The sequence below is a fragment of the Burkholderia sp. Bmkn7 genome (assembly GCF_041103175.1).
GTDB classification, from domain to species: Bacteria; Pseudomonadota; Gammaproteobacteria; order Burkholderiales; family Burkholderiaceae; genus Burkholderia; species Burkholderia cepacia.
Map to the genome: position 1 here is coordinate 2280732 of NZ_JBGCUH010000002.1, position 13156 is coordinate 2293887.

Annotated in this window: 13 protein-coding genes and 1 pseudogene; 8 read left to right on the plus strand and 6 right to left on the minus strand. The window is 67.3% G+C overall.

Annotated features, from left to right (window positions below; genetic code table 11):
- Positions 1 to 17: 17 nt before the first annotated feature.
- Complete coding sequence (locus AB3K92_RS16120) at positions 18 to 854, minus strand: alpha/beta fold hydrolase (RefSeq protein WP_048025117.1); 837 nt, start codon at positions 852 to 854, stop codon at positions 18 to 20.
- A gap of 139 nt (positions 855 to 993) precedes the next feature.
- On the opposite strand from AB3K92_RS16120, the gene AB3K92_RS16125 reads away from it, so the two are divergent.
- From AB3K92_RS16125 to AB3K92_RS16155, 7 genes and pseudogenes are all read left to right on the plus strand, one after another.
- Positions 994 to 1773: an SDR family oxidoreductase gene (locus AB3K92_RS16125; protein ID WP_193093921.1), complete on the plus strand. Its 780-nt coding sequence runs from the start codon at positions 994 to 996 to the stop codon at positions 1771 to 1773.
- A gap of 153 nt (positions 1774 to 1926) precedes the next feature.
- Positions 1927 to 3492: a DUF1302 domain-containing protein gene (locus AB3K92_RS16130; protein WP_021159453.1), complete on the plus strand. Its 1566-nt coding sequence runs from the start codon at positions 1927 to 1929 to the stop codon at positions 3490 to 3492.
- Between the two features lie 38 nt (positions 3493 to 3530).
- A complete protein-coding gene (locus tag AB3K92_RS16135) occupies positions 3531 to 4913 on the plus strand; it encodes a DUF1329 domain-containing protein (protein ID WP_369465418.1) in 1383 nt (460 codons plus the stop codon).
- A 98-nt stretch (positions 4914 to 5011) separates the two neighbouring features.
- A complete protein-coding gene (dmpE, locus tag AB3K92_RS16140) occupies positions 5012 to 5794 on the plus strand; it encodes a 2-oxopent-4-enoate hydratase (protein ID WP_021159451.1) in 783 nt (260 codons plus the stop codon).
- A gap of 13 nt (positions 5795 to 5807) precedes the next feature.
- Positions 5808 to 6707 carry an acetaldehyde dehydrogenase (acetylating) gene (locus tag AB3K92_RS16145; RefSeq protein ID WP_369465419.1) on the plus strand — a complete coding sequence of 300 codons (900 nt, stop codon included), beginning with the start codon at positions 5808 to 5810 and terminating at the stop codon, positions 6705 to 6707.
- A gap of 16 nt (positions 6708 to 6723) precedes the next feature.
- Positions 6724 to 7755: a 4-hydroxy-2-oxovalerate aldolase gene (gene dmpG / locus AB3K92_RS16150; RefSeq protein WP_059484845.1), complete on the plus strand. Its 1032-nt coding sequence runs from the start codon at positions 6724 to 6726 to the stop codon at positions 7753 to 7755.
- A 6-nt stretch (positions 7756 to 7761) separates the two neighbouring features.
- Positions 7762 to 7938 (plus strand): annotated as a pseudogene (locus AB3K92_RS16155) (MFS transporter); the annotation flags it as partial.
- A gap of 12 nt (positions 7939 to 7950) precedes the next feature.
- On the opposite strand, the gene AB3K92_RS16160 reads toward AB3K92_RS16155, so the two are convergent.
- Positions 7951 to 8193 carry a hypothetical protein gene (locus AB3K92_RS16160; RefSeq protein WP_021159448.1) on the minus strand — a complete coding sequence of 81 codons (243 nt, stop codon included), beginning with the start codon at positions 8191 to 8193 and terminating at the stop codon, positions 7951 to 7953.
- A complete protein-coding gene (locus AB3K92_RS16165; protein WP_059864082.1) occupies positions 8190 to 9437 on the minus strand; it encodes an alkaline phosphatase family protein in 1248 nt (415 codons plus the stop codon). Before AB3K92_RS16165 ends, AB3K92_RS16160 begins: the two co-directional genes overlap by 4 nt.
- A gap of 420 nt (positions 9438 to 9857) precedes the next feature.
- Between AB3K92_RS16165 and AB3K92_RS16170 the strand changes: the two genes are divergently transcribed.
- Positions 9858 to 10664 (plus strand): alpha/beta fold hydrolase, encoded by an 807-nt coding sequence (locus tag AB3K92_RS16170; protein ID WP_369465420.1) that lies wholly within the window; start codon positions 9858 to 9860, stop codon positions 10662 to 10664.
- Positions 10665 to 10832: 168 nt separating this feature from the next.
- On the opposite strand, the gene infA is transcribed toward AB3K92_RS16170, so the two are convergent.
- From infA to AB3K92_RS16185, 3 genes are all read right to left on the minus strand, one after another.
- Complete coding sequence (gene infA / locus AB3K92_RS16175) at positions 10833 to 11096, minus strand: translation initiation factor IF-1 (RefSeq protein ID WP_027791717.1); 264 nt, start codon at positions 11094 to 11096, stop codon at positions 10833 to 10835.
- Between the two features lie 468 nt (positions 11097 to 11564).
- Positions 11565 to 11768 (minus strand): cold-shock protein, encoded by a 204-nt coding sequence (locus tag AB3K92_RS16180; protein ID WP_006483056.1) that lies wholly within the window; start codon positions 11766 to 11768, stop codon positions 11565 to 11567.
- A 290-nt stretch (positions 11769 to 12058) separates the two neighbouring features.
- The gene (locus tag AB3K92_RS16185) at positions 12059 to 13138 is read right to left on the minus strand and encodes a Rieske 2Fe-2S domain-containing protein (RefSeq protein ID WP_021159445.1); all 1080 of its coding nucleotides are present in this window, start codon (positions 13136 to 13138) and stop codon (positions 12059 to 12061) included.
- Positions 13139 to 13156 lie beyond the last annotated feature (18 nt).

Here is a 13156-nt window from a genome sequence, read left to right on the forward strand (position 1 = left end):
CTCGCGGGCATCCGGCGTTATCGCGTATTCCGCGCCGCAAGAAAATCGAGGCATTCCCGATTGAAATAGTCGGCGTGTTCCACCATCACCCAGTGGCCGCACCGGTTCATCAGCACGAAACGCGCGTCGCGACAGTGTTCGAGGAACTTCAGCGCGCCGCCGACCGGATTGAATCGGTCGTCCGTTCCCCAGAAACCCAGCACCGGGCAGCGCAGGTCGCCGAGCGCACCGGTCAGGTTCGGCACGCTCATCGTCGACAACACTTCGGTCGGCTGCTCGACGCACACCTTCATCCGCTCGGCCACGAGCGCGTCGGTGACGATCGCCGGATCGTGCACGAGCAGCGTCAGCAGCTCGCGCATCGTGTCGTCATTCATCTGGCGATTGGTGAACAGCTTCACCATCCGCTGGATGCCCTCCATCCGGAAATAGGTGTCGCGATCCTCGACGCCGCCCGGCGCCATCATGATCAGCCCGTCGACTTCGTCCGGGTAATCGAGCGCGTACTTGAGTGCGATCGCGCCGCCGAGCGAGTTGCCGAGCAGCACGGCCGGCCCGATCCCGAGCGCGTCCAGTTGCGCATGCAGCGCGCCGACGAAGAAATCGAGCGTATAGGCGACGTCGGACGGCTTCGACGACTGCCCGTAGCCCGGCAGGTCGACGACGATCGCGCGATGGCCGGCCGCCGCGAACGCGGGCACGTTGTGCTTGAAATTGCTGAAACCGCTGGCGCCCGGGCCGCTGCCGTGGATGAACACCACGGGCCGGCCCTCGCCCGCCTCGTAATGGTGCAGGCGCAGGCCGCCCGGCACGTCGGTGAAGATGCCGGCCGGCGGCGTCGTGGGGATCGTCATCGCGGGTTGTCTCCTTCGTCGTTCGATGGATGCCTGACCACGATGATTGCGTCGCCGGAGCCGGCCGGCATCGTCCTTTCAGACTACGAAGCCGCGCGCGCTTCTTCCTATCATCGGCCCACCGAAACGGAGGCAGACGATGAACGGATTCGACTACAGCGGCAAGACGGTGCTCGTGACGGGCGGCACCAAGGGCATCGGGCGGCGCATCGCCGAACGGTTTCTCGCGGCGGGCGCGCGCGTGTTCGTCTGCGGACGCAGCGCGCCCGACACGCCGCCCGCGGCCGGCGGCCGCACGGCGGCATTCGTCGCGGCCGACCTGCGCGACATCGAGCAGGTCGACACGATGCTCGCAACCATCCGCGCGGAGGCCGGCGGCCTCGACGTGCTCGTCAACAACGCGGGCGGCTCGCCGTTCGCGCTTGCAGCCGATGCGTCGCCGCGCTTCACCGAATCGATCGTGCGGCTGAACCTGATCGCACCGCTGCAGCTCGCGCAGCGCGTGAACGCGATCATGCAGCCGCAGCCCGAGGGCGGCGTGATGCTGTTCATCGCGAGCGTCAGCGCGTCGCGGCCGTCGCCCGGCACGGCCGCGTACGGCGCCGCGAAAGCGGGCCTCGTCAATGCGGTCACGTCGCTCGCGGTCGAGTGGGCGCCGCGGGTGCGCGTGTGCGCAATCAGCCCGAGCCTCGTCCAGACGGAATCGGCCACCGAAGGCCACTATGGCGACGACGATGCGCTCGACGCGATCCGCGCGACGATTCCCGCCGGCCGCCTCGCGACACCCGACGACGTTGCCTCCGCGTGCCTCTTTCTCGCGTCGCCCGACGCGTCGTACACGTCGGGCGCGAACCTCCGGCTCGACGGCGGCGGCGAACGGCCCGCGTTCCTGTCGGCGGCACAGGCGAACGCGCGATGACACGCGCCGCGCACGCGGCCTCGCGCGATCGTTGCCAGTCCTAGGGAAGTCATCTAGTTCATTTTGACGATTCCCTGCTACCGCGATCTCCCTACTCTGCCTCTCACGACAACACATAGTCGACCGTCGTCGATACCCCCAAGAGGAGACACCATGCATCAACGGATTTCGCGCCGTACCGGCAAGCGGGCAACCGCCACGCTGTCGACGCTGGCCGCCGCGCTGCTGACGTGCGCCGTTCCCGACGCGCACGCCGGCAGCACGATCGAGCTGGGCGCCGACACGACGCTGGACTACACGTTCACGCTCAGTTACGGCCTCGGCATGCGCACCCGCGCACCGAGCGGCAATCTCCTCACGCCGGCGAACATCAACGGCGACGACGGCGATCGCAACTTCGCGAAGAACAAGCTGATCGAGAACCAGGTCAGCCTGCTCGGCGAAGTGAACCTGAAGCACGACGACTGGGGTGTGTTCGTGCGGGCCGACACGTTCTACGACCAGGCGTACCACCGCCCGAACTACAACGACGCGCCGGGCACCGTGAACCAGTCGGGCCAGTACAACAATTTCACGAGCGACGCTCGCTACTGGTCGGGCGGCCACACGACGCTGCTCGCCGCGTACGCGTACAACACGTTCCACATCGGCTCGACGAGCCTGAACGTGAAGGTCGGCGATCAAGTGGTCGCGTGGGGCGAAAGCCTGTTCTTCCCGAACATCGCGGGCGCGCAGGGCCCCGCCGACGCGACCAAGTCGTACATGGCCGGCGCCGAGGTGAAGGACATCCTGCTGCCGGTGCCGCAGATCTCGACGCAGTGGCAGATCACGCCGAACTTCAGCCTGCTCGCGTACTACCAGTTCGCGTTCAAGGAGAACCGCCTCACCGCGCCGGGCACCTACTGGAGCTATTCGGACGTGGTTGGCCCGGGCGCGCAGTTCATCATCGGCCCGGGTGGGATGATCATTCCGCGCGGCGCCGACGACAAGCCGAGCGCACGCAACCAGTGGGGGATCGGCGCGCGCTTCCGCGTGTTCGGCGACACCGAGCTGGGCGTGTATCACCTGCACTACAACGACATGAACCCCAGTGTCGTCACGACGTACTTCCCGACGCTCCAGTACCAGCAGACCTACTTCAACAACATCAAGCTGACCGGTGCGAGCTTCTCGACGCAGGTCGGCCCCGTGAACGTCGCGGGCGAAGTGTCGTACCGCCAGGGCGCGGCCGTGCTCGTCAATACCGCGATGGGCCCGCAGTCGACGCGCGCGAACGTGCTGCAGACCAACCTGTCCGGCATCTACTCGATCGGGCCGAGTTTCCTCGCGAATTCGCAGTCGCTGATCGGCGAACTCACGTACGTGCACGCGGGCAGCATCTCGGAGCAAGGCGGGTCGACCACGCTCGCGAATTCGCGCAACGCGCTCGCGATGGAGATCGCGTGGACGCTCAGCTACAAGAACGTGTTCAACGGCTGGGATCTCGACGTGCCGCTGACCTACACGCACGACCTGACGGGCACGTCGCCGCTCGCCGGCGCGCTCGGCTCGCTGACGGGCCAGGGCGACCACCGCGTGACGGCCGGCGTGACGTTCACGCGCCTGAGCAACCTGCAGCTGTCGCTCGTCTACGCGAAGTTCCTCGGCTCGCCGAACCCGGTCACGCGCCCGCTCGCGGATCGCGACTACGTGCTGGCCACGGCGACCTATCACTTCTGAGCGGCCCGGCCGCTCGTCACTCAGCAAGAGGATTTGTCATGAAGCGAATTCGTCTCCCCCTCCTGCGCGCGTCGGCGATCGCCGCGTGCGCACTCGCCGCGACGGCGTCGTACCCGAAGGTCACGCCGGACGACCTGAAGGCGCTCGACGGCCAGTTGACCCCGATGGGCGCCGTGCGCGCCGCAAGCAAGGACAGCGGCGTGCCCGAGTGGTCGGGCAAGTGGCTCGGCACGCCGCCGGACGTGCAGTACAAGCGCGGCAGCCGTTACCCCGATCCGTACGCGAGCGAGAAGCCGGCCGCGACGATCACCGCGGAGAACATGGCGCAGTACGCCGAGCACTTGACCGACGGCCAGAAGGCGATGTTCAAGCGCTATCCGGCCACGTTCAAGATCGTCGTCTACCCGACCCACCGCGACTTCCGCTACCCGGATTCCGTCTACAAGGACATTCGCACGTATGCGCCGGACTCGACGATGACGTCCGACGCAAACGGCCTCACGAACGCGCCGCCGACGGTGCCCTATCCGATCCCGAAGACCGCCGCCGAATTGCTGTGGAACCAGCGCTTCTCGTCGTCGATCGGCACCGAGCAGGCCACCTACGACCAGGCGGTCGTCTACTCCGACGGCAACATCGCGTGGGGCAAGGTGCGCTACGACATCTACTCGCCGCGCAACGTCGGCAAGTACGACGTGAAGAGCGACCTGAACAACCGCACGTACTACCGCAACGCGACGGAGCTGCCGCTGTCCGACCGCGGCTCGCTGATCGTCGGCTTCACGAACTGGGACAAGGCCGGCGCGGACAACTCGTCGCGCACGTGGATGTACAACCCCGGCACGCGGCGCGTGCGCCAGGCGCCCGAATACGGCTACGACCAGCCGCAGGGCCCGGGCGGCTTCCGCACGGTCGACGACGACCGCCTGTACAACGGCCCCGGCGATCGCTACGACTGGAAGATCGTCGGCAAGCGCGAGATCTACGTGCCGTACAACAACTACAAGGTGATGGACAGCGCGGTGAAGTACGGCGAACTGCTGACCAAGGGCCACGAGAACCCGAGCTACATCCGCTACGAACTGCATCGCGTGTGGGTGCTGCAGGCCACGCTGAAGAGCGGCTACCGTCACCAGTACGCGAAGCGCGTGCTGTACATCGACGAGGATTCGTGGCAATCGCTGCTCGCGGACAACTACGACGCGCGCGGCCAGCTGTGGCGCACCAACGTCGCGACGTCGCTGTACGCCTACGACGCGAAGGTGTTCTACCCGAGCGCGGTGTTCTTCCACGACCTGATCTCCGGCGCGTACATGGCCGACCGTCTGACGAACGAAGGCCCGATGCCGAAGCTCGACAACAGCCCGCAGTTCAACGAGGCGTATTTCTCGCCTGACGCGATCCGCAGTTCGGGCAACTGATCGACCGACGCGGCATGCCCGTGACCCACGCGCCGGAGCCCCGCTCCGGCGCACCACGCCGCCCGTGACGGCGGCCATTTCCATTCGAGGGCCCTTTCATGTCTTCCCGCCTGCATACGACGCTCGGCGACGAGCTGTACGCCGCATGGCACGCGCGCGCACCGGTCGCGCCGCTGTCGGGCCGGGCGCGCCGCCTGTCGCTCGACGACGCGTACCGCATCCAGCAGCGCTTCATCGAACGCCGCGTCGAACACGGCGAGGCGGTCGTCGGCAAGAAGATCGGCGTGACGAGCCAGGCCGTGCAGGACATGCTGAACGTGCGCCAGCCCGATTTCGGCATCCTGCTGTCGGGCATGCACTACGCGGCCGGCGAGGCGATCGCCGCCGATTCGCTGATCGCGCCGCGCGCCGAGGGCGAGATCGCGTTCATCCTCGCGCGCGACCTGCGCGGGCCCGGCATCGACCGCACCGACGTGATCGCCGCGACGGCCGCCGTCGCGCCCTGCTTCGAGATCGTCGACTCGCGCATCCGCGACTGGGCGATCCGCATCGAGGACACCGTCGCCGACAACGCGTCGTGCGGCGTGTACGTGCTCGGCGAAACGCGCGTCGACCCGCGCACGCTCGATCTCGCCGCGTGCGAGATGACGATCGAGAAGAACGGCGAGCCCGTCGCGCAAGGCCGCGGCGACGCGGCGCTCGGCCATCCCGCCGACGCGGTCGCGTGGCTCGCGAACACGCTCGCCGCGTACGACGTGCCGCTGCTTGCCGGCGAGATCGTGCTGTCCGGCTCGCTCGCGAAACTGATTCCGGTCACGGCCGGCGACGCACTGTCGATGCATATCTCCGGCATCGGCAGTTGCGACGTCCGCTTTATCTAAAGGAACCATCCTGATGAAGAAAATCAAATGCGCACTGATCGGGCCCGGCAACATCGGCACCGATCTGTTGGTCAAGCTGCGCCGCTCGCCGGTGCTCGAACCCGTGTGGATGGTCGGTGTCGATCCGGCCTCCGACGGCCTCGCGCGCGCCCGCGAATTCGGCCTGAAGACCACCGACAAGGGCGTCGACGGGCTGCTGCCGCACGTCGCCGCCGACGATATCCGCATCGCGTTCGACGCGACGTCGGCCTACGTGCACCGCGACAACTCCGACAAGCTCACCGCGCTCGGCGTGAAGATGATCGACCTGACGCCCGCCGCGATCGGGCCGTACTGCGTGCCGCCGGTGAACCTCGACGCGCATCTCGACAGCGCGCAGATGAACGTGAACATGGTCACGTGCGGCGGCCAGGCGACGATCCCGATGGTGTACGCGGTGTCGCGCGTGCAGCCGGTCGCGTACGGCGAGATCGTCGCGACGGTATCGTCGCGCTCGGTCGGCCCCGGCACGCGCAAGAACATCGACGAATTCACGCGCACGACATCCGGCGCGATCGAACAGGTCGGCGGCGCCCGCAAGGGCAAGGCGATCATCGTGATCAACCCGGCCGAGCCGCCGCTGATCATGCGCGACACGATCCACTGCCTGACCGACGGCCCGCCCGACGTCGACGCGATCACCGCGTCCGTGCATGCGATGGTCAAGGAAGTGCAAAGCTACGTGCCCGGCTATACGCTGAAGAACGGCCCGGTGTTCGACGGCAATCGCGTGTCGGTGTTCATGGAAGTCGAAGGGCTCGGTGATTACCTGCCGAAGTACGCGGGCAACCTCGACATCATGACCGCCGCCGCGGCCGCCACGGCCGAGCGTTTCGCCGAACAGATGCTGGCCGCGACGGCCGCCACAGCTTGAGTCGAGGAGTCACACGATGTCACTTGCAGGCAAGAAGATCACCGTCCACGACATGTCGCTGCGCGACGGGATGCACCCGAAGCGCCACCAGATCACGCTCGACCAGATGCGCAGCATCGCGCGCGGGCTCGACGCGGCCGGCGTGCCGCTGATCGAGGTCACGCACGGCGACGGGCTCGGCGGCGCCTCGGTCAACTACGGTTTCCCCGCGCACACCGACGAGGCGTACCTGGGCGCCGTGATCCCGGAGCTGAAGCAGGCAAAGGTGTCGGCACTGCTGCTGCCCGGCATCGGCACCGTCGAGCATCTGCGCATGGCGCACGAACTCGGCGTCGGCACGATTCGCGTCGCGACGCACTGCACCGAAGCGGACGTATCGGAACAGCACATCGGCCTCGCGCGCACGCTCGACCTCGATACGGTCGGCTTCCTGATGATGGCGCACATGTCGTCGCCGGCGCAGCTCGTCGTGCAGGCGAAGCTGATGGAATCGTACGGCGCGAACTGCATCTACATCACCGATTCGGCCGGCCACATGCTGCCCGACGACGTGACCGCGCGGATCGGCCAGGTGCGCGACGCGCTGAAGCCGGAGACGGAGCTGGGTTTCCACGGCCATCACAACCTCGCGATGGGTGTCGCGAACTCGGTCGCGGCCGTGGCGGCCGGTGCGAACCGGATCGATGCGGCCGCGGCCGGCCTCGGCGCCGGCGCGGGCAACACGCCGATGGAAGTGTTCGTCGCGGTATGCGACCGGATGGGGATCGAGACGGGCGTCGACGTGTTCGCGATCTCGGACGTCGCCGAGGATCTCGTCGTGCCGATCATGGATGCGCCGATCCGCCTCGACCGCGATGCGCTGACGCTCGGCTATGCGGGCGTCTACTCGTCGTTCCTGCTGTTCGCGAAGCGCGCGGAAGCGAAGTACGGGATTCCCGCACGCGACATCCTCGTCGAGCTGGGCCGGCAGCGGCTCGTCGGCGGGCAGGAGGACATGATCGAGGACGCAGCGCTGACGATGGTGCGGGCGCGGGAGGTGGCGGCGTAAGCGAGCGCCGGCGTCGGTGCAGTGCAACGGGTTGTCGGCATCGACAACCTCGCTTGCGCGGCACTGCTGCCGACGGGCCGGCTGCTCGCCGATTTGCACGGCCGGCGCCGCATCGTCATCGCAGGCACGGCCCCCTTCACCGTCGCGTCGCTGCTGTGCGCGCTCGCGCCTTCGATATCGGTGCCGCTCGCCGCATCACCGATGCTTCCCGCCGTGCCTGCGCCGCCGATGCGCTTCGCGCGCCTGCAGCAGCGACGGCATCAGCTCCTCGATGTATTGCCGCGCCTGCCCTCGCGTCACGATCTCGCTGAAGCGCTGATGGGCCTTGTCATGGCCGACCAGCGCCGCATGCGCTTTCTTCAGGATGTGTAGGTACGCGATCAGGCTCGTGCCGTCGCGCACGGGCAGCGCATCGCGCGGGTCCGGTGTCGTACTCATGTTCCGATCCTTTGCGGACAATCCGTCCGGCACGTAGTCGTCACGAGCGCCAGCAGGTCGTTCGCGAGACGGTCGCGGTCGGTCAGCGGCGCCAGGCCGAACAACCGCTCGAGCGTCGCGGCGACCGACGCATGGTCGTACACCGTATGGTCGACCCGCCCGGCCGCGACCCACGGCGAAATCACGATCGCCGGCACCCGCACGCCGTACACGTCGAACCCGAAGCCGCTCGCGTTCAGCGTCGCCGCCGCGCCATCGTTCGGCGGCGGCGCAGCGCCCGGCCCGACCGAATCGTAGAAGCCGCCGTGCTCGTCGTAGCAGATCACGAGCAGGCTGCTGTTCCACACCGGCGAATTGCGGATCGCGTTGTACACGCGCGCGACGAGCTGGTCGCCGCCGGCGAGGCCGTCCATCGGATGCTGCGAGCTGCCGTTCTGGTAGGTGCCGTGCACGATGTCGCCGTAACCGGGCTCGATGAACGTATAGCGCGCCGTATAGCCCGCCGCTAGATCGGCCTCGAAATGCGCGAGGTCGTCGATGTCGAAGAAGCTGATGCCCTTCAGCGACGCCACCTGCGGCACGTGGCCGAGCGGATTGCCCGTCTGGTCCTGGTAGATGCGCCAGTTGTCGTCGCCGAGCGCGGCGAAGATCGAACCCTTCGGATACGGGAAACCGTCGAACGCGTCCCACCCGGCCATTTCCTCCTTGGTGGGCGAATGGTCGAGCCCGGCCGACGACGCACCGTGCAGGAAAAAGCGATTCGGCCAGGTCGGCCCGGGCATCGACGCGTGCCACGCGTCGCACAGCACGAACGCGTTCGCGAGTGCGTGCAGCGACGGGGCCTGCGTCGCGATGTCGACGCCCTGCATGATCTTGCCCGCGTCGGCCGGCTGCGGCGGCTTGCCTTCGGAACGCGACGTCGCGTAGTTCGACACGAATCCGGTATTGCGGACCGGCGGATAGGCCTGCCCTTTCACGAACGGCACGCCCGCGCCGCAGAGCTGCTCGAGCACGTCGGTGAATTCGTGGCACGGATCGGTCGGCATCCGGTCGGGCGCGCCGCCGCCGAACGGATAGACCGCGCCGCCATACGCGTTGCTGTTGCCCGGCGACGCGGCGACGATGCCGGGGTAGCCCGACAGCGCGAACAGGTGATCGAAGGAGCGGTTCTCGAGCATCAGCACGAACACGTGCCGGATGCGGTCCTGAACCGACGGAGATGCGGGGGCTGCGTCTGCACTCATGGCGCCTCCTGGCGTCGCGCGACGAAAGTCCGGCTGGCACGGCCGTTGGCCCGCTGAAAGACGCTGAAGGGATTGAAAGCCGCACGCGCGGCGCGGGCCGCGAATTGCCGACGAGTGTACGACCGCGCCGGCCCGCACGTAAAGCCATACGCGAGCCGCACGCGAACCGCGTCGCCGCGCGTGCGGTCAGCCGCCGGCCGGCGCGGTTTTCCGCGTCACGACATCGGGCTGACGATCGCGTTGCGGCTGTCGGACGACAACGGCCAATGCGCGCCGCATCGACGTATCGGGCGGGATAGCGCGTCGAACGTTGACTTTCGCCGATCGGCCCGATACGATCGACGCACTTTCAAGACGCCCTCCCGGTCCGCCGGGAGGGCGTTTCGTTTTGGTTCACCCACCAAAAGGAAACGCCTTGAAATGAACCGTATCGACACCCTATCCTCCGCGCCGAACGCCGACCACGACGGCCTCGGCTACCTGCGGCACGGTACCGGCCCCGAATGCGTGATGGTCCTGCACGACTGGCTCGGCGACCATACGAACTACGCGGCGCTGCTCCCGTATCTCGACGAATCGACATTCACGTACGTGTTCGTCGACCTGCGCGGCTACGGCGAATCCATCCACCTGCGCGGCACCTGTACCGTCGACGAGATCTCGGCCGACTGCCTCGCGCTCGCGGACCGTCTCGGCTGGCCGCGCTTTCACGTGATCGGCCATTCGATGACGGGCATGGCGACACAACGGCTCGCCGCCGATGCGCCCTCCCGCATCAAGAGCGCGATCGCCGTGTGCCCGGTGTCGGCCGCCGGCAACCGCCTGAACGACGACGCACGCGCGTTCTTCGCGAGCACGGCCGTCGATGACGATGCGTTTCGCCGGCTCATGCGATTCGTGACGGGTGGATTGTCGGCGCGCTGGGCCGACCTGAAGCTGCGGCAGAACCGCGAGCGCGTGGCGCCGGCCTGCCGGCTCGCGTATCTCGACATGCTGACCGGAACGGATTTCGTCGACGATATCCGCGGGCTCGACACGCGCTTCCTGGTGATCGTCGGCGACAAGGATCCGGGGCTCGACGAAGCGGCGATGCAGGCGACGTTCCTCGCGTGGCACCCGAACGCGCGGGTCGCGACGATACCGAATAGCGGGCATTACCCGATGCAGGAGTGCCCGCCGTATTTCGCGATGGTCATCGAGGATTTCCTGCGGGACGCGGCTGCCTGAGCGTTGGCGCACGCGCGGCGGCCGGTGAAGGCGATGTGGGCCGCTGCGGCATGACGACGCTGCCGGCGGCCGGTAAACGGCAAGCAACGGGCCGTTCATCCGGATCGTCCGGCCGTGGAGGCCGGACGGGATTCGATCGGCACGCGGTTGCGCGCCGATCGTTGCCGCTTAACGACGCGGCCCGCCGGTGCGCTGCGGACGCGGCGAATTCGCGTCCTTGTGCCGGAAGTTGATGCGGCCCTTGGTGAGGTCATAGACCGACAGTTCCAGCGTCACGCGGTCGCCCGCGAGAATGCGGATGTGGTTCTTGCGCATGCGGCCGGACGCGTATGCGCCCACCACGACGCCGTTTTCCAGCGTGACACGGTATTTGCTGTCCGGCAGCACTTCGTCGACGATTCCGTCCAGTTCCAGCAGTTCTTCTTTTGCCAAACCAATTCCTCCAGACAAGGTAATTGACCGCAGCCGCGGCGATCTGCCCGGCGCCGTGTCCCGCAACGGGACGGCGGCCGGCAGGCTGCCGGGGATCGGTTCGTTCAGACGGGCCATGGGCCTGTCTTGCGATCGGAGCCCGGCGCGTTGCGGCGTTCAGGCGGTCGGTGGCGGCGGCGCATACGGCGCCGCGCAAGTCGGGACCGCGCCGGCAAGGCATGGCGGCGGTCTGCTCGGGTTGATGCGTTGAAGCGGTGATGCGCTGGCGAAGCGGCGGGCGCTTCGCGAGGGCGTTGCGTCGCACGCCGTACAGGCATGCGATGAGGGAGGCGACACGACCGATGCATCGTGAATGTCGCGATGCATCGGTCGTGCGCATCGGAAACGCGCCGGCTGCCGCCAAAGCGGCGCCGTGCGCGCCAATCCGTCCGGCGACGGCCACCGTTTGGCGGCCGCTGCCGATGCGGCTTACTGCGGCGTGATGTTCGACGCTTGCAGACCCTTCGGGCCGCGCTTCACTTCGAAGCTGACCTTCTGGCCTTCGGCCAGGGTCTTGAAGCCCGTGCCGCGAATTTCAGAGAAATGGGCGAACAGATCGTCGCCGCCGTTGTCCGGGGAGATGAAACCAAAGCCCTTGGTTTCGTTGAACCACTTGACGGTACCGGTATCCACAAATACTTCCTTAATACGAATAATTGAACATGCGCCCGCAATGGGCACAGAAAGACTCAAAAGAGGGAGAGACCAACGACCGCCGCACGGAGTGCGGCCAATGATGAGCAATCGAACTTCTTGAACACTTCGGCCATGGACACTACGCGGTAGCGGCCGTTTCGTCAAGTCATTTTGATGCGGCGCACAAGCACACCCGCCGCGTGCGCCTTGCGCGACGGGTGTTGCCGGCCGACGGGACGCATTTCGATGCGCCCCCGCTTTCCGGCCGGCGGACGGGCCGCCGGTTCTTACCGCGGCTCGAACACGTGATGCAGCGCCGGCGGTGCATCGCCTTCGCGAATCCGCATCTCGAACGCCTTGCGCGCGACGCTCGTCGGCCGCACGTCCGCCACGTCCAGGTAGAACTGCGAATACCAGTCGCGCATCTGGTACAGCGGCCCGTCGCCCTCGCACAGCAGCGGGTTGTCGATCCGCGTCTTGCTGTGCCAGATGTCGACGTCCTCGTAGAACGCGCGCTGCGCTTCCTTCACGTACGCGTTCGCGATCTCCGTGTTCTGCTCGTCGGACAGCCCGGCCACCTTTTTCACGATCACGCCGTAACGCAGCTCGAAGCTGTTCATGTCGATCGGCACGTGGCAGTTCAGCAGCACCGAGTGGATCGGCTGCCCGCCGCTCTGCCCCGTCATCTGCGTGATGTGCACGGCCGGCCCGAAATACGTCGACAGCGCGGTCAGGGCGTCGCCGCCGAGCTTCTCGCTGCGGCCGACCATCAGCTGCGTCGCCTTGTGGCCCTCGAACAGGTTCGCGAAATAGTCGATCGGCGCGCGGTGCACGGTCGCGAAGTGCGCGACGTCCGAGATGTTGTCGACCAGCTCGCGACAGTTGGCCTGGATCACCATCTTGTCGACGACCCAGCCCGACCATTCGTCGGAGAAGCACACGTCGAGGCGCGGAATCGCGACTTCGGGCGGCGGTGCGTTGCCTTCCGGGTCGTTCCAGACGAACAGCAGGTTGTTTTCCTCGCAGGTCGGCCATGCGCCGATGCGCGCCTTCGGCGGGATCCGCTTGCAGTATGGAATCGATGCGCACTGGCCTTCGCCGCTCCACGCCCAGCCGTGGAACGGGCACACGAGGTTGTCGCCCTGCACCGTGCCGAGGCTCAGGTCGGCGCCCATGTGCGGGCAGTACGCGTCGACGACGTTGACCTTGCCGGTCGAATCGGCGAACACGGCGAGCTTGCGGCCGAAGGCGTTCAGCGTGTGCGGCTTGCCGTCCTTGTAGTCGCGGGCGAGCCCGAGGCAGTGCCAGCCGCGCGCATAGCGCTGCGCGAGCGGCTGGGCTTCGATCTTGTAAGGGCGTGCGGACATGTGGGTTGACTCCTCTTG